This window comes from Sphingomonas ginsengisoli An et al. 2013 (genome assembly GCF_009363895.1).
Taxonomy (GTDB): domain Bacteria; phylum Pseudomonadota; class Alphaproteobacteria; order Sphingomonadales; family Sphingomonadaceae; genus Sphingomicrobium; species Sphingomicrobium ginsengisoli.
On record NZ_CP045434.1, the window covers coordinates 181,062 to 197,863 of the forward strand.

At 67.1% G+C, this 16,802-nt stretch carries 21 protein-coding genes; 11 read left to right on the forward strand and 10 right to left on the reverse strand.

What is annotated here, in order from left to right:
- Nucleotides 1-12: 12 nt before the first annotated feature.
- The 3 genes from GCU42_RS00945 (at nucleotide 13) to GCU42_RS00955 (ending at nucleotide 2,178) form a co-directional block, all read left to right on the forward strand.
- Nucleotides 13-957: a cytochrome c1 gene (locus GCU42_RS00945; protein WP_114228260.1), complete on the forward strand. Its 945-nt coding sequence runs from the start codon at nucleotides 13-15 to the stop codon at nucleotides 955-957.
- 93 nt (nucleotides 958-1,050) lie between these two features.
- Nucleotides 1,051-1,578, forward strand: a complete 528-nt coding sequence (locus tag GCU42_RS00950) for an adenine phosphoribosyltransferase (RefSeq protein ID WP_114228404.1) — start codon at nucleotides 1,051-1,053, stop codon at nucleotides 1,576-1,578.
- A 75-nt stretch (nucleotides 1,579-1,653) separates the two neighbouring features.
- Nucleotides 1,654-2,178, forward strand: coding sequence for a hypothetical protein (locus GCU42_RS00955; protein ID WP_152569406.1), 525 nt, complete (start codon nucleotides 1,654-1,656; stop codon nucleotides 2,176-2,178).
- A gap of 10 nt (nucleotides 2,179-2,188) precedes the next feature.
- Here GCU42_RS00955 and GCU42_RS00960 read toward each other — a convergent pair whose 3' ends face one another.
- Entirely contained in the window at nucleotides 2,189-3,244 is a 1,056-nt protein-coding gene (locus tag GCU42_RS00960; RefSeq protein WP_114228258.1) for a PHB depolymerase family esterase, read from the reverse strand.
- A 138-nt stretch (nucleotides 3,245-3,382) separates the two neighbouring features.
- Here GCU42_RS00960 and GCU42_RS00965 point away from each other — a divergent pair, with 138 nt between their 5' ends.
- From GCU42_RS00965 to GCU42_RS00975, 3 genes are all read left to right on the forward strand, one after another.
- A complete protein-coding gene (locus GCU42_RS00965) occupies nucleotides 3,383-4,099 on the forward strand; it encodes a ribonuclease T2 family protein (protein WP_114228257.1) in 717 nt (238 codons plus the stop codon).
- Entirely contained in the window at nucleotides 4,099-4,284 is a 186-nt protein-coding gene (locus GCU42_RS00970; protein WP_152569407.1) for a hypothetical protein, read from the forward strand. Before GCU42_RS00965 ends, GCU42_RS00970 begins: the two co-directional genes overlap by 1 nt.
- A gap of 164 nt (nucleotides 4,285-4,448) precedes the next feature.
- A complete protein-coding gene (locus GCU42_RS00975) occupies nucleotides 4,449-5,063 on the forward strand; it encodes a PilZ domain-containing protein (protein ID WP_114228255.1) in 615 nt (204 codons plus the stop codon).
- A gap of 71 nt (nucleotides 5,064-5,134) precedes the next feature.
- Here the strand turns inward: GCU42_RS00975 and ychF are convergent, their stop codons facing one another.
- The 8 genes from ychF to GCU42_RS01015 all read right to left on the reverse strand — a co-directional run bounded on the left by ychF (nucleotide 5,135) and on the right by GCU42_RS01015 (nucleotide 11,436).
- The gene (gene ychF, locus GCU42_RS00980; protein WP_114228254.1) at nucleotides 5,135-6,235 is read right to left on the reverse strand and encodes a redox-regulated ATPase YchF; all 1,101 of its coding nucleotides are present in this window, start codon (nucleotides 6,233-6,235) and stop codon (nucleotides 5,135-5,137) included.
- A 114-nt stretch (nucleotides 6,236-6,349) separates the two neighbouring features.
- On the reverse strand, nucleotides 6,350-6,940 hold the full coding sequence (locus tag GCU42_RS00985; RefSeq protein WP_114228253.1) for a TIGR02466 family protein: 591 nt from the start codon (nucleotides 6,938-6,940) through the stop codon (nucleotides 6,350-6,352).
- 22 nt (nucleotides 6,941-6,962) lie between these two features.
- Nucleotides 6,963-8,402 carry a hypothetical protein gene (locus GCU42_RS14915; protein WP_162789279.1) on the reverse strand — a complete coding sequence of 480 codons (1,440 nt, stop codon included), beginning with the start codon at nucleotides 8,400-8,402 and terminating at the stop codon, nucleotides 6,963-6,965.
- Between the two features lie 43 nt (nucleotides 8,403-8,445).
- The gene (gene pth, locus GCU42_RS00995; protein WP_114228252.1) at nucleotides 8,446-9,021 is read right to left on the reverse strand and encodes an aminoacyl-tRNA hydrolase; all 576 of its coding nucleotides are present in this window, start codon (nucleotides 9,019-9,021) and stop codon (nucleotides 8,446-8,448) included.
- 87 nt (nucleotides 9,022-9,108) lie between these two features.
- Complete coding sequence (locus tag GCU42_RS01000) at nucleotides 9,109-9,774, reverse strand: 50S ribosomal protein L25/general stress protein Ctc (protein WP_114228251.1); 666 nt, start codon at nucleotides 9,772-9,774, stop codon at nucleotides 9,109-9,111.
- A gap of 199 nt (nucleotides 9,775-9,973) precedes the next feature.
- On the reverse strand, nucleotides 9,974-10,735 hold the full coding sequence (gene tatC / locus GCU42_RS01005; protein WP_114228250.1) for a twin-arginine translocase subunit TatC: 762 nt from the start codon (nucleotides 10,733-10,735) through the stop codon (nucleotides 9,974-9,976).
- Nucleotides 10,732-11,142 carry a Sec-independent protein translocase subunit TatA/TatB gene (locus GCU42_RS01010; RefSeq protein ID WP_114228249.1) on the reverse strand — a complete coding sequence of 137 codons (411 nt, stop codon included), beginning with the start codon at nucleotides 11,140-11,142 and terminating at the stop codon, nucleotides 10,732-10,734. Before GCU42_RS01010 ends, tatC begins: the two co-directional genes overlap by 4 nt.
- Nucleotides 11,143-11,160: 18 nt before the next feature.
- Entirely contained in the window at nucleotides 11,161-11,436 is a 276-nt protein-coding gene (locus GCU42_RS01015; protein ID WP_114228248.1) for a twin-arginine translocase TatA/TatE family subunit, read from the reverse strand.
- A gap of 363 nt (nucleotides 11,437-11,799) precedes the next feature.
- On the opposite strand from GCU42_RS01015, the gene GCU42_RS01020 reads away from it, so the two are divergent.
- A complete protein-coding gene (locus GCU42_RS01020) occupies nucleotides 11,800-12,810 on the forward strand; it encodes an outer membrane protein (RefSeq protein ID WP_114228247.1) in 1,011 nt (336 codons plus the stop codon).
- 69 nt (nucleotides 12,811-12,879) lie between these two features.
- On the opposite strand, the gene GCU42_RS01025 is transcribed toward GCU42_RS01020, so the two are convergent.
- Entirely contained in the window at nucleotides 12,880-13,656 is a 777-nt protein-coding gene (locus GCU42_RS01025) for a Crp/Fnr family transcriptional regulator (protein ID WP_162789277.1), read from the reverse strand.
- Nucleotides 13,657-13,864: 208 nt separating this feature from the next.
- On the opposite strand from GCU42_RS01025, the gene GCU42_RS01030 reads away from it, so the two are divergent.
- From GCU42_RS01030 to GCU42_RS01045, 4 genes are all read left to right on the forward strand, one after another.
- Nucleotides 13,865-14,812: a ferritin-like domain-containing protein gene (locus GCU42_RS01030; protein WP_114228245.1), complete on the forward strand. Its 948-nt coding sequence runs from the start codon at nucleotides 13,865-13,867 to the stop codon at nucleotides 14,810-14,812.
- Nucleotides 14,813-14,829: 17 nt separating this feature from the next.
- Nucleotides 14,830-15,822 (forward strand): ferritin-like domain-containing protein, encoded by a 993-nt coding sequence (locus tag GCU42_RS01035; RefSeq protein WP_114228244.1) that lies wholly within the window; start codon nucleotides 14,830-14,832, stop codon nucleotides 15,820-15,822.
- 71 nt (nucleotides 15,823-15,893) lie between these two features.
- Nucleotides 15,894-16,496, forward strand: coding sequence for a lytic transglycosylase domain-containing protein (locus GCU42_RS01040; RefSeq protein WP_240309506.1), 603 nt, complete (start codon nucleotides 15,894-15,896; stop codon nucleotides 16,494-16,496).
- Nucleotides 16,493-16,798 (forward strand): TrbC/VirB2 family protein, encoded by a 306-nt coding sequence (locus GCU42_RS01045; protein ID WP_114228242.1) that lies wholly within the window; start codon nucleotides 16,493-16,495, stop codon nucleotides 16,796-16,798. Before GCU42_RS01040 ends, GCU42_RS01045 begins: the two co-directional genes overlap by 4 nt.
- Nucleotides 16,799-16,802: the final 4 nt, after the last annotated feature.

Here is a 16,802-nt window from a genome sequence, read left to right on the forward strand (position 1 = left end):
ACATCAGGGACAATGGTCCGCATCATCGGTTTCTTCGTCGGGCTCGGCTTTGTCGGCGTCCTCTTCCTGTCGCTGATCTCCAACGGGATTGAGGCGATCAAGAACCCGCCGCCCGCCACCGCGGAGGAGGAGTTCCACCTCAAGCCCAAGGAAGTGCACTTCGCCACCGACGGGCCGTTCGGACGGTTCGACCGGGCGCAGCTTCAGCGCGGCTTCCAGGTCTACAAGGAAGTCTGCTCGGCCTGCCACAGCCTCAAGGAAGTGAGCTTCTACCAGCTCACCGGCCTCGGCTATAACGAGGCCGAGGTGAAGGCGATCGCCAGCCAGTGGGCGACCGAGGTCCCCTCGGTGAACCCCGACACCGGTGAGCCCGCGACCCGCAAGGCGCTGATCTCCGACCGCTTCCCGAGCCCCTACGCCAACGAAACCGCCGCGCGCGCCGCGAACAATAACGCGCTGCCGCCCGATCTCTCGCTGATCACCTCGGCGCGCGAGGGCGGGGCGCACTACGTCTATTCGCTCATCACCGGCTATGCGAACCAGGCGACTTTCCGGAACAAGGAAGGCAAGCTGATTTTGCAGGAATTCCCGGACGTGAAGACGCCCGCGGGCCTGCATTTCAATCCCTACTTCGCCAACTTGAACGTCGCGATGCCGCCGCCGCTCGTCTCGAACGGGCAGGTGACCTACGCCGACGGGACGCCGGCGACCGTCGACCAGATGGCAAAGGACGTCGCCAGCTTCCTCGTCTGGACCGCGCAGCCCAAGCTCGAGAGCCGGCTCAAGACCGGCTGGGTGGTGCTGCTGTTCCTGACCGTCGCCACCGTGCTGGCCTACATGGCCTATCGCAACATCTGGGCGAATGCGAAGCGCGAGGTCGCCATGCGCGGCCCGCTCGAGCCCGCCTTCCGCGATCGCGTCAACGAGCAGAAGGCCGACCGCGGTATCGCCGGCTAAGGCATCACCAACGCAAGACTTCGAAAGGGCGGTTCCGGTTCGGAGCCGCCCTTTTTCGTTGTGCCGGCCGCGCCGCGCCGCGATGACGCGCCGATGACCGACCTCCGCGCCCTCATCCGGACCATCCCCGACCATCCCCGGCCGGGCATCATGTTCCGCGACATCACCACGCTGCTGCTCAATCCGGCGGGCCTGCGCGAGACGATCGAGCAACTCGCCGCGACCGTCACCGCCAAACCCGACCTCATCGCCGCGATCGAGGCGCGCGGCTTCGTCGTCGGCGCCGCCCTCGCGGTCCGGCTCGGCTGCGGCCTCCTGCTCATCCGCAAGGACGGCAAGCTGCCGGGCGAGACCATCGCCGAGGATTATGCGCTCGAATATGGCCGCGACCGGCTGACCATGCACGTTGACGCCTGCACGCCGGGCGCGCGGGTCCTCGTCGTCGACGACCTTCTCGCCACCGGCGGCACCGCGCTCGCCGCCGCGCGGCTGGTGCGGCGGGCGGGCGGCGTGGTCGACGGCGCCCGCTTCGTGGTCGACCTGCCGGCGCTGGGCGGCAACGAGCGGCTGCGCGCCGACGGCATCGACACGCGCTGCCTGCTCGACTTCGCCGGCGAGTGAGGCGCCAACGGGGGCTTGTCCGCCCGATTTAGGCGGCGCACACTCGCCGCGCCGAAGGAGCCGGGGAGAGGGCCTGTGCAGCGTAAATGGTTCGTTCTGTTGGGTGCGGTGATGGCGCTGGCCGCAACGCCCGCCGCGGCGCAGGTGGTCGATCCCGGCGATCCCATGGGCGGCGACGGCGACTCCACCGGCGGCCTCGTCACCGGCAACGCCGAGGAAGTCGCCCACTCGATGCTGCTGGGGATGCAGCTCGAAAAGAAGCAGCAGGACCTCTGCTGGGAGATGGGCTGCCTCGTCATCGTCAACGAATCACCGACCTACGAAGTCACCCAATTCCTCGTCCAGGATCCACGCCGCGGACGCTGGAGCGACAACCAGTTCGGCGCCCCGCTGCGCCCGAAAAGCGCGACCTTCCGCTTCAAGTCGGGCGGCCCCGACGCCTGCGATCTGCCCGTCCGCTTCCAGCTGCGCAACCCGACCACCAAGGCCAAGCTGACCCTCGATGGCCGGCTCACCCTGTGCAAGCAGCCGCAGCGCGATTCGCTGGTCCGCATCAGGGTGCTGACCCCGACGGTCGAGGTCCTCCCGAACACTCAGTAGGCGGCCGAGCCTAACGCAGCGCCGGGTCCAGCCCGACCCACAGGACGATGCTCGCCGGCGCAGCGAGCCCACCATATTTCCGGTCGAGCGCGAGCAGCGCGCGCCGCGCCGCCGCCTGGTGGCCCGAGTGCGCGACGGCCTTAGCCGCGGCAAGCGCCGCATCGCGCTCGGCCAGCCGCCGCTGCCAGCAGGTGTCGAGCGCGGCGGTCGGCGCGCGCGGGGGCGTCGTCAGCGCGGCCAGCGCGCGGCCGAAGTCGGGCCCGCTCACCGGCTCATGCGCCAGCCCGTCGACCAGCCGCGCGGTGACGTTGGCGACGCACCAGCCCTTGAGCGACGCCGTCCCCTCGGCCTGCTCCTCGCGCGCGCTGTCATGGTCACCCGCGAGCAGCACGATCCGGGAGTGGCTACGGAAGCGGTCGAACAGCTCGGCGGGCGGGATCGGCAGCGCCTCGCCGCCGATCGGATAGGCCCCGGCGTCGAGCAGCGCCCCGCTGAACAGATCGGGATAAGCCAGCGCCAGCTTGAGCGCGACCTTGGCCCCGCCCGAAAAGCCCGCGACGAACACCCGCTCGGGATCGATCGGATAACGCTCGATCGCGTTCCACGCGGCCAGCAGCGCGAGCGGCTGCCGCCGACCCAGCGGGCTCTCCGCATTACCCTGCCGCGCCGCGCTGACCACGATCATTCCCGCCGCGTCGAGCGCGGAGATCCACTCTGCGGGCAGTTCGGCGCTCTGCCACGGCGGCACGAACACGACGAGCCCGTAATGCCCGCTCGCCGGCCGGGTCGGCGGCACATGCTCGCCGAACCGCTCCTGCGCGACCGCCACCGGCTGGTCCGCCAATTGCGCGTGCCGCGCCGCCAGCAGCTCGGGTAGCTGGTCCGCCTGCAACGGCGTCAACGCCCGCCGCGCCAGTTCGCCATTCCCCGCCAGCGGCGTGCTCTGCGTATAATGCACCGGATCGAGCGTCACCGTCCGGATCCGCAATCCTGCCGGCCCATCGGGAAAGCTCTCCGGCAGACTCATCGCCTGCGCTAGGGCGAGCAGCACAACCGCTCCGACCATCGCGAACCGACCTCCAGCCTTCAGCCTCGACCCGGAGCGGTCGTCTCACAGCCGCCCGCGCCCGGCAATGGCGCCCGGCGCTTGAGCCCGCGCACGGCGGCGATACAAAGAGGCGCCGGCAACTGGAGGGACGATGAAATGCGCACATGGATCGCGGGACTGCTCGCCGCGGTGAGCCTGGCCTCGTCGACCGCGGCCGCGGCGCAGGCGCTCGAATGCCGCGCGCCGGGGCAGCTCCAGGTGCCGCACCCCGAACTGCCGACCGCGCGCGAGCCGCGGCGGAGCCTGCCGATCGCCAGCTACACGCTCGCGCTGACCTGGACCCCCGGCTTCTGCCGCGCCCATCGCGGCGATCCCCACGCCGCGTTCCAATGCGGGCAGGGGACGCGCTTCGGCTTCTCGCTCCACGGCCTGTGGCCAGACGGCGCCGGCAAGGAGTGGCCGCAATATTGCGCCCCGGCCGCCATCGTCCCGCCCGAGGTCATCCGCGGCGCGGTCTGCGCCACCCCGTCCGAGCAATTGATCCAGCATGAATGGGCCAAGCATGGCACCTGCATGGCGGCCACGCCCAGCGCTTACTTCGGCCGCTCGACCGCCCTCTACGCGGGCCTGCGCTTTCCCGACATGGACGCGCTGTCGCGGGCGCAGCCGACCGTCGGACAGGTGAAAGCGGCGATCGCCGGCGCGAACCGGACGCTGCCTGTCGACGCCATCCGGGTGACGCTCACCGGCGGCGGCTGGCTTGATGAGCTCTGGCTCTGCCTCGACCGCCAGTATCGCTACGCCGCCTGCCGCCCCGGCAGCGGCGGCGCCCCCGACAGCGCCCGCGTCCGAATATGGCGCCGGACCCGCTGATGCGCAGCCACAAGGGGTGGGCGGCGCTGTTCTGGCTCGTCCTGCTCGGCGGGATCGCCCTCTTCTGCGCCCGTTACGACGGCCCCGACTGCACCGCGCCCAGGACCGGCCCGCTGGCGCATATCCTCGACGGCGAGAAATTCGCGCCAACCCACCACCGCGGCGGCTGCCGGCGGGTAGGGTAGAGCGGCTTACACCGTACGAGGAGCGATGGCTGCCGCTGGATTCATCGCAGCCATCGCTGGCCAAGGCTCACGCCTCGCCGATTTCTCCCGTTTCGCGGGCTCATGGTCAGAATTCTTTTACCCCTGGCGCCTAGGAAGGTAAGACCGGGAGAGGACTTGGATCGGTGACGCACGCGTTTCGGCACGACCCGTTCTTGGAAGAGCATCTCTCTCTTCCCGATGATCCGCGGCACCTTCCCCGCGCAGAGCGACGGACCGTCGAGCTCAAGGGCTATCTGGTCCGTGAGAATTGCCAAATCGTTGACGTCACGATGGTCGATCTCTCGTACGACGGTTGCGCCGTCAGGACGCTTGTGCCCCTCACCGTCGGAGAGAGAGTCAAGGTATCGGCTCTGGGGCGGGGCTCAACCAATGCCACGGTGCGTTGGTATCGCGACCGCACCGCCGGGCTCCTCTTTGAGACTGCTCGCAAGAAGACGATCTGGCCAAGAAAGGCCGAGCGCGTCGCGGTCTTCGGTGAGGCATCTCTCCGCAGAGCCGGTCGCCTCACCTATCGAGTTAAAAGCTTCGATGTCACCCGCTTCGGATGCCGGTGTGAGTTCGTCGAGCGGCCCTCCATACGCGAAAGCGTCTGGATCAAGTTCGACGGACTTCAATCCCTAGAGTCGACCGTCTGCTGGGTCGAAAACGTCGAACTCGGCTTGCACTTCCGCAACGAAATGCACCCCGCCGTGTTCGATTTACTCGTCGCGCAGCTCAGCCAGCCGCCCTCGCCTTAATCGGCGAGGCCGATGACCATCGCCCGCCCTGATCAGCGGTCATGGGCCCCAGCCAGTGGTGAAGTGACCCCTCAGACGTTGAACTTGAAGTGCATGACGTCGCCGTCCTGCACCACATATTCCTTGCCTTCCTGCCTCAGCTTGCCCGCATCGCGCGCGCCGCTCTCGCCGTTCAGCGCGACATAGTCGTCATAGGCGATGGTTTCGGCGCGGATGAAGCCGCGCTCGAAGTCGGAGTGGATCGCGCCCGCGGCCTGCGGCGCCTTGGCGCCCTTTTCCACGGTCCAGGCGCGCGCTTCCTTGGGGCCAACGGTGAAGAAGGTGATGAGGTGGAGGAGGTCGTAGCCGGCGCGGATGACGCGGGCGAGGCCGGTCTCGTGCAGCCCCATCTCCTCGAGGAAGGCGAGCCGCTCGTCCATCTCCATGCCGATCAGGTCGGCTTCGATCGCCGCCGAGACGACCACCGCGTTGGCGCCCTCGGCCTTGGCCTTGGCGAACACCTGTTCCGAGAGCGCATTGCCGTTGGCGGCGTCGTCCTCGTTGACGTTGCAGACGTAGAGGATCGGCTTGGCGGTGATCAGCTGCGCCTGGCTGAAGACTCGCGCTTCCTCTTCGTCCTTGGGCTGCGTCAGCCGCGCCGGCTTGCCCTCGCGCAGCAGCTCGAGCGCCTGCCCGAGCACGCTCGCGGCGATCTTGCTCTCCTTGTCGCCCTGCTGGCCGCGCTTGACGAGGTTGGGGACGCGCTTCTCGAGGCTGTCGAGGTCGGCGAGCAGCAGCTCGGTCTCGACCGTCTCGGCGTCGGCCAGCGGGTCGACCTTGTTGGCGACGTGCTGGATGTCGTCATTCTCGAAGCAGCGCAGGACGTGGACGATCGCGTCCACCTCGCGGATGTTGCCGAGGAACTGGTTGCCGAGGCCCTCGCCCTGGCTCGCGCCTTTCACCAGCCCGGCGATGTCGACGAACCCCAGCTGCGTCGCGATGATCTTGGCCGAGCCGGCGATCGCCGCGAGCTTGTCGAGCCGCGGGTCGGGCACCGCGACCTGGCCGACGTTGGGCTCGATCGTGCAGAACGGATAGTTCGCCGCCTGCGCCGCCTGCGTCTCGGTCAGCGCGTTGAAAAGGGTCGATTTGCCGACGTTCGGCAGCCCGACGATGCCGCAGCGGAAGCCCATGGGTATTCTCCGGTCACAAGGTCGTCATCGCGAGGAGCGCAGCGACGCGGCGATCCAGCGACGTGGATTGCTTCGCTGCGCTCGCAATGACGGAAAAAGGTTTCGCCGCGCCCCTTACGCGAAGTTGAAGCTGATGCTCAACCGTTCGCCCTTGCCCGCGCCCGGCAGCACCTCGTGGCGCAGCCAGCTTTCCCACAGCAGCAGCAGGCCGGGGGCGGGGTCCACGCTAACGAACGGCCGCAGCGGCTCGGGCGCGTCCGCCGCACGGGTCGGCGCGGCCATCATCATCGGCAGCCGCGGGTCCTCGAAGCGGATCGCGCCGCTGGCCGCGGGCACCTCGACGTAGAGCGTCCCCGACAGGATCGAATGCGGGTGGATGTGCGCGCTGTGGTGGCCGCCGGGCTTCAAGAGATTGACCCACAGGCTGTCGAGCTTGGGCTTGCCCGCCCACGCCAGCTCCTTCGCAAAGGTAGCGGCATGGCGCGCCAGCAACCTCGCGAGGTCGCCGATCACCGGATCGCGGCGGGGCAGATCGTCGAGCGAGGCGTAGCTGGTGTAGCCCCGGTAGCCATGCTCCTTCGCCCAGCGCCGCCCGGCGCCATCATCCTCGGCGAGTGTCCGGATCGAATGCGCCAGTTCGTCCATCAGCGCGGCATCGCCGAGGCTCGCTTCGTAGAGCGGGGTGACGAACAAGGCGCGCGACATGGGGCTCGCGCTTAACGGGCGCTCAGCGGCGGCGCCAGACCTCGATCTCGCCGGCCCGCGCGGCAGGACGATAGTCGCGCATCGCGGCGCGCACCTGCGGCTCCTTGAGCAGCCAGCCGCGATTGCTGTCCTCGACCAGCATCACCTCGGGCCGATGCGCGCGGACGTCGGCGACCCACTGGGCCAAGTCCTCGTCATACCAGTGGCGAATGCCCGGCTTGTCGAGCCCGACGTAGAGCGCGCCCGCGGCGGTGAAGAGGGCTGCACGGCGACCGACCCAGCGGCCGCCGATGTTGCGCACCACCGGGTGCCCGGTGACGAGGTCGCTGCCGAGCGTCATCATCGTCGGGTGCGGCGGCGCGACCCGGGCAATGGCAACGGCGAGCGTGGGGTCGGGCCGGATCGAGACCGTCTGCGACACCAGCGCCAGTGCCAGCGCCGCTACCCCGATACCGATCGTCCGCCGCCGCCGCGGGTCGCCCGCGCCGCTCAGCAAAAGCAACACCACCCCGGCGAGGCAGAGCGCGACCCCCGGGAAGGCGTGGTTGGCGTAATTCTTCCACTGCAGCAGCCCCGCCAGCGCGAAACCGACCCCGCCGAGCAGCCAGCCGGCGGCGAGGCCATTGCCCGGCCGGGCGCGCAGCAGCACCGCCGCCGCGACCAGCGCCGCGGGGACGATCAGCAGCGAGCTGGCGAAATAATGCCACCACGGCGGCCCCATCGGCAGATAGGTCGCCGCGAGCATCGGCAGCAGCGTGAGGAAAGCGGGCTCGAACAGGACGACCGCCAGCGCGTAGAGCGCGACCACCGCCGCCGCGACCAGCGCCGGCACCAGCAGCGGCGCCGGCGAGCGCAGCTTGCGGCTCGCTCCCAGCGCCGGCAGCAGCAGCGCCAGCGCGAAATGCGGCTTGATCGCGATGATCAGCCCGGCGCCGAGGCCCGCCAGCAGAGCGGTCCGGCGGGGCAGGCGGCCGCGATGGCCGAGAAGCACGATCGCGGCGATCGTCGGAATGGCGAGCAGCAGCGCGACATGCTCGCGCTGGGCGAACAGTCCGCCCGGGAGCAGCAGCGTGACGAAGCCGACCGCGGCAGCGACCGCCACCGGATTGGACGCCTGCGGCAGCCGCGCCGTCAGCCGCAGCGTCGCCCGGAGCGACAAGAGCGCGCCGACCAGCGTCGCACCGACGATCACCCCCTCGGGCCGCAGCCCGCAGAGCCGCGCCAGCGCGACCCACGGCAGGTATAGCCAGACCGACGCCGGCGGATTGACCTCGATCACGTCGACGTAGAGCCGCTGCCCGTCGAGCACCCGCTCGCTGACCGTGATCAGCCAGCTGATGTCGCCGTCGATGGGGATGAACGATGCCTGGAGCAGCGCGGCGAACAGCGCCATGCCGACCGCCAGCGCCCACGCAGGGGCGCGGCGGCTCGACTGCCACTGGACGGTCGTGCCCTCGAACATCCGACCGTGCTAACCAGGTGAGGTTAACGATCGGGTAAAGCGCTCAGTCGTCCTGGTGCAATCGGCGGGCGACCTCGCTCATGAAGCGGACGTCGTCGCCGTCGGCCAGCCACTCGGCCTCGCTGGCGAGTGCGGCAAGCAGGTCGGACAAGTCCTCCATCTCGCGCTTGCCGTAGTTGCCCAGCACATGGCCGGTGACCCGATCCTTGTGCCCCGGATGGCCGATTCCGATCCGCACCCGGCGGAAGTCGGGGCCGAGCGAGGCGTTGATCGAGCGAAGGCCGTTATGCCCGGCCAGGCCGCCGCCGGTCCGCACCTTGGTCTTGAACGGCGCGAGGTCGAGCTCGTCGTGGAAGACGGTCAGCGCCTCCTCGTCGAGCTTGAAGAAATTCAGCGCCTGCTGAACCGCGTCGCCGCTGTCGTTCATGAAGGTCTGCGGTTTCTGGAGCAGCAGGCGATGGCGGCCGATCCGGCCCTCGCTCACCAGGCTGCGGAATTTCTTGGTCCACGGTGCGAAGTTATGAACCGCATGGATCGCGTCCAGCGCCATGAAGCCGACATTGTGCCGGTGCAGCGCATATTGCGTGCCGGGATTACCAAGGCCGGTCCAGATCTGCATGCGGCCTCGTTAGCGGCGCAAGCGGACAAAGCAAAACCGCCCGCTCCCGGTTGGGGAGCGAGCGGTTCGTGAGGCATATCGCCTGGCTTACTCGCCTTCGGCTTCGCCGTCGGTTTCACCCTCGGCCTCGGGAGCAGCAGCAGCGCTCTCGGCCTCGGTCTCGTTGTCGCCTTCCTCGCTCTTCATCGCGCTCGGCGCGACGACGGTGGCGATGGTGAAGTCGCGGTCGGTGATCGCGCTTTCGACGCCCTTGGGCAGCTTGATGGCCGAGATGTGGATGCTGTCGCCAATCTCGAGGCCGTCGAGATCGATGTGGATCTCGTCGGGGATCTCGGCCGCGTCGCAGACCAGCTCGAGGTCGTGGCGGACGACGTTGAGCACGCCGCCGCGCTTGATGCCCGGGCTCGCCTCTTCATTGTCGAAGCGCACCGGCACCGCGACGGTGACCTTGCTGTGCTCGCCGATGCGGAAGAAGTCGACGTGGATCGGCCGGCTCGAGACCGGGTGGAACTGCACGTCCTTGGGCAGGGTCCGCAGGCTCTGGCCGCCGGCGTCGATCATCACGACCGAATTCATGAAGTGGCCGGTCGACAGCATCTTGGCGAGGAGCTTTTCCTCGACGTGGATGCTCAGTGCGTCCTGATTGTTGCCGTAGACCACGGCGGGTACCCGTCCATCGCGACGCAGTGCCCGGGAGGCTCCCTTGCCAGCCCGGTCGCGCGTCTCAGCGGGCAGCGTCAGCTGTTCGCTCATCGTGATATTCCTTAAGAAGTGAGTGTCTCGCTCGCCCACGCCTCCAGGGATGACCATGAGGAGCGGGGGCGCGCATAGCCGAGCGTGGCCGCGAAGGCAATGGAAGCGGCGCTGGACCAACTTCGCAGGGCGCGGTAGGCGTTGCCGCTGAAAGCCCTCTTTCGACCCAAAGCGAACATTCGGTCCAGCGTTGCAGACATTAATTGTGCTCGGCCGCGGCCTTGCGGGCGGCGCGCCAGTGGGTGACCCAGATCGCCAGCAGCGCGAACTCGAACAGCAGGTAGAGCGGGACCAGCAGCAGCAGCATCGACACCGCGTCGGGCGGCGTCAGCACCGCCGCCACCGCCGCCGAGATCACCACCGCGTGGCGGCGCCGGGCGGCCAATTGCTCGCGGGTGACGATGCCCGCGCGCTCGAGGATCATCAGCAGCACCGGGGTCAGGAAGGCGACGCCGAAGCCGAACAGGAAACGAGTGACGAAGTTCAAATAATTGCCGACGCCGGGCAACGCCTCCTGCTGGATGCCGCCGACATTGCCGTTGAAGCCGAGCAGGAATTTTAACGCCCACGGCATTGCCACGAAATAAGCGAAGCAGGCGCCGCCGATGAAGAAGAAGGGCGTCATCAGGAGGAAGGGCAGGAACGCCTTCTTCTCCTTGACGTAGAGGCCCGGCGCCACGAACCGCCAGATCTGCGTCGCGAACACCGGGAAGCAGAGCATCAGCGCGGCGAAGACGGCGACCTTCACCTCGGTGAAGAAGGCCTCGAAGATGTCGGTGTAGATGAGCTTGCCCTGCCCGGCCCGCAGCAGCGGCTGGACCAGCACCGCGAAGATCGGCTTGGCGAAATACATGCAGATGAAGAAAGCGGCGACCAGCGTCGCGAAGCTGACCAGCAGCCGGCGACGAAGCTCGATCAGATGCTCGAGCAGCGGCTGCTTGGTGTCGTCGATGTCGTTCACGGCAAAGGCTTGCCGCTATGGTCGGGTTCGCCCGTTATTTGCCACGACCGTTCATCTGCGGGGGCGGGGGCTGGTGGCGGGTCGCCCTGCGCAGGCTCGGCGGAAGGTGGCAGTGACGTCATCACCGGGACCGGCTGACCGGGCGGATTGCTCGACAAATTCAGCTGATCGACTTGGGTCAGGGTCCTGATCCGCTCATTCTCCTCCCGCCAGCGCTTCTCCATTTCGGCGAGTTCGGCTTCGCGCATGATGTTCTCGATACCGGCAGTGAAGTGCCGGGTCTGCGCGCGCACTTTACCGATCAGCCGACCGACGGTCCGCATCGTCGCCGGCAATTCCTTGGGCCCGATGAAGATCAGCGCGAGAACCGCAAGGATGAGCAGCTCGCTGCCGTCGACGCCGAACACCGATATCGGTCCGAGCGCTTAGGCGCGCGGGTCTTGGGGCGGAGGCGCGAACGGGTCGGACGCATGCTGCCGGGGGGCCACGTCGATCGGGGCCTCGGGGGTGCCAAGCCGGCCGCGATCGCGCTGCTGGTCGGTGCCGTACCGCTGCTCCGCCTCGTCGTCGGCCATGCCGGCCTTGAAGTTCTTCAGGCCTTTCGCAACGTCGCCCATCATTGCCGAAAATCGCTTGCCGCCGAACAGCAGCATCACCAGCAACGCGACCAGGAGGATATGCCAGAAACTGAAGCCGCCCATTTATGAACCCCTAAGCGGCGGCCTGAGCCAAGCGCGAAAAAAGCTGGTGTATCGGACAGTTACGCACGGGCGTCTCGATTGGATGCAAAATTTCGCATCGCTGTGCGCCGCGAATGGCTCAATCAGGGCGCAAAGAACGGAACGCCGTTGGACAATGGTCGATCTGCCGATCTGCCGCTGAGGTAGCGAAGCACCGAATCACCGTCGGTTGTTGGGTCGAATTCGTCGTTCGGCCAGAAGATCAGCGCGGCGTGAGCGAGCGACGAGTTGAAGGCGTCAGAGACGCTCGGTCGGTTCGCGGCGTATCTCGGTGCAATTTCCTGCTGTATGTCTGCTCCTTGGGGGACATGAACAGGAGTCATCATGCGTCGACTTACCATCTGCGCGGTTATCGCGCTCTCGGCCTCCGCGCCGGCCATCGCGCGCGACGGGCAACCATATATTGGCATTGAAGGCGGCGTTCTTTTCCCGAAAGACCGCAGCGCCAACATTGCTGTTGCCTACACCACCACCCAGACTCCGGCGACGCCAACCGCTCCGGCGGGTCCGGCCAGCTTCACGGGTAACAACGCGCTCAACCTCAACCTAAAGCGCGGCGTCGATTTCGACGCCATCGCCGGCTACGATTTCGGCCTGTTCCGGCTCGAAGGCGAGCTTGGGTACAAGCGCGCGAAAGTGCGCAGCTTCTCGATCGACCCGGCCTTCATCAGTTCGCTGAATGCGGGGCTCAACCGTCCTTCGGCCGCGCCTGATCCGGGTGCGCCTGGCCTGACCCCGCTGGTCGCCAGCAACTTCACCTTCGACGGTCGGCCGCGGATCCTGAGCGGTATGATCAACGGCTTGATCGACTTTGGTAACAATGACGGACTGTCGTTCTACGCCGGCGGCGGCGCCGGCCGCGCCCGCGTCAAATTCGCCGGCGTGAAGGACAATGCCTGGGCCTATCAGCTGATTGCGGGCGTGCGTTATGCGCTTTCCAGCAACATCGATTTCGGCCTCAAATATCGTTACTTCCGCACCGGCAGGCTCAACATCGTCGACGATTCCAGCATTGCCATCAACGGGAATCCGAACCGCTACGTCATCGGTACTTCGACGCCGGTCATCGTCGATCAGACGGTCAATGCGAGCCTTACGACAGGCTATAACCAGAAGTTCACCAGCCACTCGCTGCTGGCCAGTCTGATCTTCAACTTCGGCGCTGCGGCGGCTCCGCCCCCGCCGCCCCCGCCCCCGCCGCCGCCGCCCCCGCCGCCGCCCGCGCCGCCTGCGACGCAGACGTGTCCGGACGGTTCGGTGATCCTGGCGACCGATGCGTGCCCGGCACCGCCGCCGCCGCCGCCCCCGCCGGAAGCAGCGCCCGAACGCGGCTGACGACAAACGCTGACTGGGGTCGGGGATTGCTGGAAACAGCAGTCCCCGACGTCCGTCGAACGGCGCTATCTAACGAGCGACATTACAGGTCTCGACGGGCACGCTCAGCCGCGGGGTCGATTTGCCGAAATTGCCGATTGCGCTCCGGTAGAGCTCTTCGGCCGAACCATAAGATCCGGCGGCGAGTTGCTCGAGCCCAACCCGGTCGCGCACCAGCAAACGCCCCCGTCGGCACCGGACCGCTCCGCTTCCTTCGATGATGTGAAGCGCGTCGGTAATGCTTGCGCGGCGCGTGCCGAGATTGGCGGCGATCTCTTCATGCTGCGCGACAATTTCGTCACCGCCGACGCGGTCGTGTCGAAGCAGGATCCAGCGCGCAACCCTGAGCTCGACACGACGCAGCGCGCAGGAACTCAACGTCTCGGCCATCTGGATACTCATCGACGTCACGAAACGCTGAAAGAGATGGCCCATGGCAGGCGAAGAGACGATCGCATCCAACACCGCATGAACGTTGATGCGCAGGACGGTCCCGTCGCGTCCGCGGACCACGGCCCGGAAGGGTGATTCGCCCACTCCCACCAGAGCAGGCCAGCCGACCAGGCCTTCGCTGCCCACCAGTGCAATTTCGATCCCGTCCGCCCGCTCGATGGAAATGAGCGGGCCTTGCGAAAAGAAGAGATACTCCGCGCCGTCCTGCACTTCGACCAGCACGTTGCCGTGCGAGACCGCCACCGCCTCAAGCTGCGTGCGGATCCGCGTCAGGTCCGTGGCGCGCAAGTGCCGGAGCAGACCGGTGACGCTGTGCGCCCCAAAGCTCGTGAGAATTGAATCGTCCGAACGCAAACAGGTAACTCCTCCTGGAGCTACGGTTTTTCGCGACCGCCGGATGCAACCGTGGCGATTTAATCTTCGGTTGCCGGAACAAAACCCGCAGACGTCGTAACTTGGGTCAACGAAGTACGGCATCGTACCGGGCAGTTAACAGCCTTGGCAACGCGAATTGAACGGAGGAGAACGCCACTATTCCCGACACTTAGACGCGGAGGCATGAATGGCCGACCAAGAACTGATGCTCGAAGTTCTGGAGGATCGAGCAAAGCGTCGAGAGAGTCGGCGAGCGATGTTGCAATCGTTCGGCTCGCTTGCTGCCGCGGGGGTCGGACTGACTGCCGCCGGTCTCAGTACGAAGGCTTTTGCACAAACGATCACCGACGCGGACATTCTCAATTTCGCGCTCAACCTCGAGTATCTCGAGGCGCAATTCTATTCTTACGCCGTGACCGGCGCTGGCCTGCCCAACAGCAGCCTGACCGGGACCGGCACGCAAGGCGCGGTGACGGGCGGGCGGCAGGTCAACTTCACCGATCCGGTCGTCGCCCAATATGCGAAGGAAATCGCGCAGGACGAAGTCGCCCACGTCAACTTCCTTCGCCAGGCACTTGGCACGGCAGCCGTGGCGCAGCCCGCCATCGATGTCGGCACCGATCCCAACGGCGCTTTCTCGAGCGCGGCCCGAGCAGCCGGATTGGTTGGTCCCGGCCAGTCGTTCGATCCGTACGCTAGCGATGAGAACTTCCTGCTCGGCGCATTCATCTTCGAGGACGTCGGCGTCACCGCCTACAAGGGTGCCGCGCCGCTCATCGGCAACAGCACCTACAAGGAAGCCGCCGCGGGGATCCTCGCCGTCGAAGCCTATCACGCGGCGATCGTCCGCACGACCTTGTATCGCAAGGGCATTCAGACGCCGGCCCTGATCGATGCCACCGAGAAGATTTCGAATGCTCGAGATCAGCTCGATAACGCGCTCGACGACGACCAGGGCATCGCTCCGATCGGTGACCAGAGCAACATCGTCCCGCTCGACTCCAATGGGCTGGTTTTCGGACGAACCACCGGTGACGTCCTGAACATCGTTTATCTCAACCCGGGCGCCGTTTCGAAGGGGGGCTTCTTCCCCAACGGAGTCAACGGAAACATCACCGTCAGCAGCGCGGGCTAAGAGAGGAAACGGTCGTCATGGATCAGCATGAACTCATTGCCGAGGTGTTCGAACGCCAGGCCCGCCGCCGCGAAGATCGCAGGGCTTTCCTGCGCTTCGCCGGAATGTCCGCGGTCGCGGCCGGGGCGGTCACCGTCAGCGCCTGTGGCGGCGGTGGCAGCGGAAGCGGACTAGGCGTCGACAACGGCGTCAACGTCGTTCCGCCCAAGAGCGGGATCGGCGACGCCGACATCCTCAACTTCGCGCTCAACCTCGAATATCTCGAAGCGCAATTCTACAGCTACGCCGCGACCGGCGCCGGGCTTCCGGGCACGTTGCTCACCGGCACTGGAACGCAGGGCGCCGCAACGGGTGGCCGGGCGGTCGCCTTCACCGACACCGTCGTTCGCCAATATGCGAACGAGATTGCCGCCGACGAGCGCAACCATGTCGCCTTCCTGCGCACCGCGCTCGGCTCGGCCGCGGTGGCGCAACCGGCGATCGACATCAGCGCGACGCCCACCGGGCCGTTCTCGCAGGCGGCCGTTGCCGCCGGCCTGATCACCCAGGGCCAGTCGTTCGACCCTTATGCGAGCGACGAGAATTTCCTGCTCGGCGCCTACATCTTCGAGGATGTCGGAGTGACCGCGTACAAGGGCGCGTCGCCCTTGTTGCAAAGCTCGACCTTCCTGTCGGCGGCGGCCGGGATCCTGGGTGCCGAAGCCTATCATGCGGGGCTGATCCGCACGGTGCTCTACGCCAAGGGCATCGCGACACCGGCGCTGGTCGATGCGACGGAGAAGATCTCCGATGCGCGCGACTCGCTCGACAATGCGGTCGACGACGACCAGGGCGTCCGCATGCGCAACGGTGCCTCGAACATCGTGCCGACCGACGCCAATGGAATCGCCTACAGCCGCTCGGCGGGAGACGTGCTGAACATCGTCTACCTCAATGCCGGCGCGGTGCCGAAGGGTGGTTTCTTCCCGAACGGAGTCAACGGCACGATCAACACGAGCACGGCAGGCTGAGGGTTCGCCCGGAGGTCGACATGCGCAGGACCAGGCAGCGTTGGCGAAATGAGCTGGGTCGGATCATCGGCTTGGGCATCGCTCTCGGTGCGACTGCGGGAGCGCAGGTTGCCCACGCCGATGTGATCGAACTCGCGGCGGATGGCAGCGCGACGTTGAAGGCGGCCGACCGCAATTCAACGACGCGCCTGCCATCTGCAGCGCCTTCCGACCTTACCGACGGGCCCGATGTCCCGGTCGAGGCCTTGACGCTGACCAACGGCCCGGTCGGACCGCCGGAATACTCCGCCATGCTCCACCAGGCCGCCGAGGCGCACGGGCTCAGCCCTGCATTGCTCGAGGCATTGGTATGGCAGGAGAGCCGCTGGCATCCGGCGGTGCGCTCGCGCGCGGGGGCGATCGGGCTTGCCCAACTGATGCCGGGGACCGCTCGCGATCTCGGCGTCGATCCGACCGATCCCACCACCAATCTCTATGGCGGCGCGCGCTATCTCCGCCAGCAACTCGACCGCTTCGACGGCGATGTCGAGCGGGCACTGGCCGCCTACAACGCCGGGCCCGGCCGCGTGCTTCGTGCCGCGGGCGTTCCCCGGATCGCCGAAACTCAATCCTACGTCCGGTCGATCGTCGACCGGCTGTCCCGCTCAACGGAGGCACAAGGAGCATCACGATGAAGACGCGTTTTGCATGTCTGACAGGAGCGCTGCTGGCCAGCGCCTCACCGGCGTTTGCCCAGGCGGCCGACCCCCAGGGGTCCGGCCCGATCGTCGCGGCGCTGCATTGGCTGCAGGGAACCTTGCTTGGCAATGTCGCCACCGCGGTGGCTGTGATCGCCGTGGCGATGGTCGGCTTCATGATGCTGACGGGCCGCCTGAACTGGCGCTTCGGCGCGACGGTGATCGTCGGCTGCTTCGTGCTGTTCGGATCGGCGGCGATCGTGACGGGCATCCAGTCGACGGCGTCGGTAACGCGCTGACGCA

Coding starts and splice junctions, on each gene's coding strand:
- pth (WP_114228252.1), bottom strand. CDS start 9,021: ATGCAGATCTGGACCGGCCTTGGTAATCCCGGCACGCAATATGCGCTG.
- GCU42_RS00945 (WP_114228260.1), top strand. CDS start 13: ATGGTCCGCATCATCGGTTTCTTCGTCGGGCTCGGCTTTGTCGGCGTC.
- GCU42_RS00950 (WP_114228404.1), top strand. CDS start 1,051: ATGACCGACCTCCGCGCCCTCATCCGGACCATCCCCGACCATCCCCGG.
- GCU42_RS00965 (WP_114228257.1), top strand. CDS start 3,383: ATGCGCACATGGATCGCGGGACTGCTCGCCGCGGTGAGCCTGGCCTCG.
- GCU42_RS01030 (WP_114228245.1), top strand. CDS start 13,865: ATGGCCGACCAAGAACTGATGCTCGAAGTTCTGGAGGATCGAGCAAAG.
- GCU42_RS00970 (WP_152569407.1), top strand. CDS start 4,099: ATGCGCAGCCACAAGGGGTGGGCGGCGCTGTTCTGGCTCGTCCTGCTC.
- GCU42_RS01045 (WP_114228242.1), top strand. CDS start 16,493: ATGAAGACGCGTTTTGCATGTCTGACAGGAGCGCTGCTGGCCAGCGCC.
- GCU42_RS00985 (WP_114228253.1), bottom strand. CDS start 6,940: ATGTCGCGCGCCTTGTTCGTCACCCCGCTCTACGAAGCGAGCCTCGGC.
- GCU42_RS14915 (WP_162789279.1), bottom strand. CDS start 8,402: ATGTTCGAGGGCACGACCGTCCAGTGGCAGTCGAGCCGCCGCGCCCCT.
- GCU42_RS01020 (WP_114228247.1), top strand. CDS start 11,800: ATGCGTCGACTTACCATCTGCGCGGTTATCGCGCTCTCGGCCTCCGCG.
- GCU42_RS01000 (WP_114228251.1), bottom strand. CDS start 9,774: ATGAGCGAACAGCTGACGCTGCCCGCTGAGACGCGCGACCGGGCTGGC.
- GCU42_RS01015 (WP_114228248.1), bottom strand. CDS start 11,436: ATGGGCGGCTTCAGTTTCTGGCATATCCTCCTGGTCGCGTTGCTGGTG.
- ychF (WP_114228254.1), bottom strand. CDS start 6,235: ATGGGCTTCCGCTGCGGCATCGTCGGGCTGCCGAACGTCGGCAAATCG.
- GCU42_RS00960 (WP_114228258.1), bottom strand. CDS start 3,244: ATGGTCGGAGCGGTTGTGCTGCTCGCCCTAGCGCAGGCGATGAGTCTG.
- GCU42_RS01035 (WP_114228244.1), top strand. CDS start 14,830: ATGGATCAGCATGAACTCATTGCCGAGGTGTTCGAACGCCAGGCCCGC.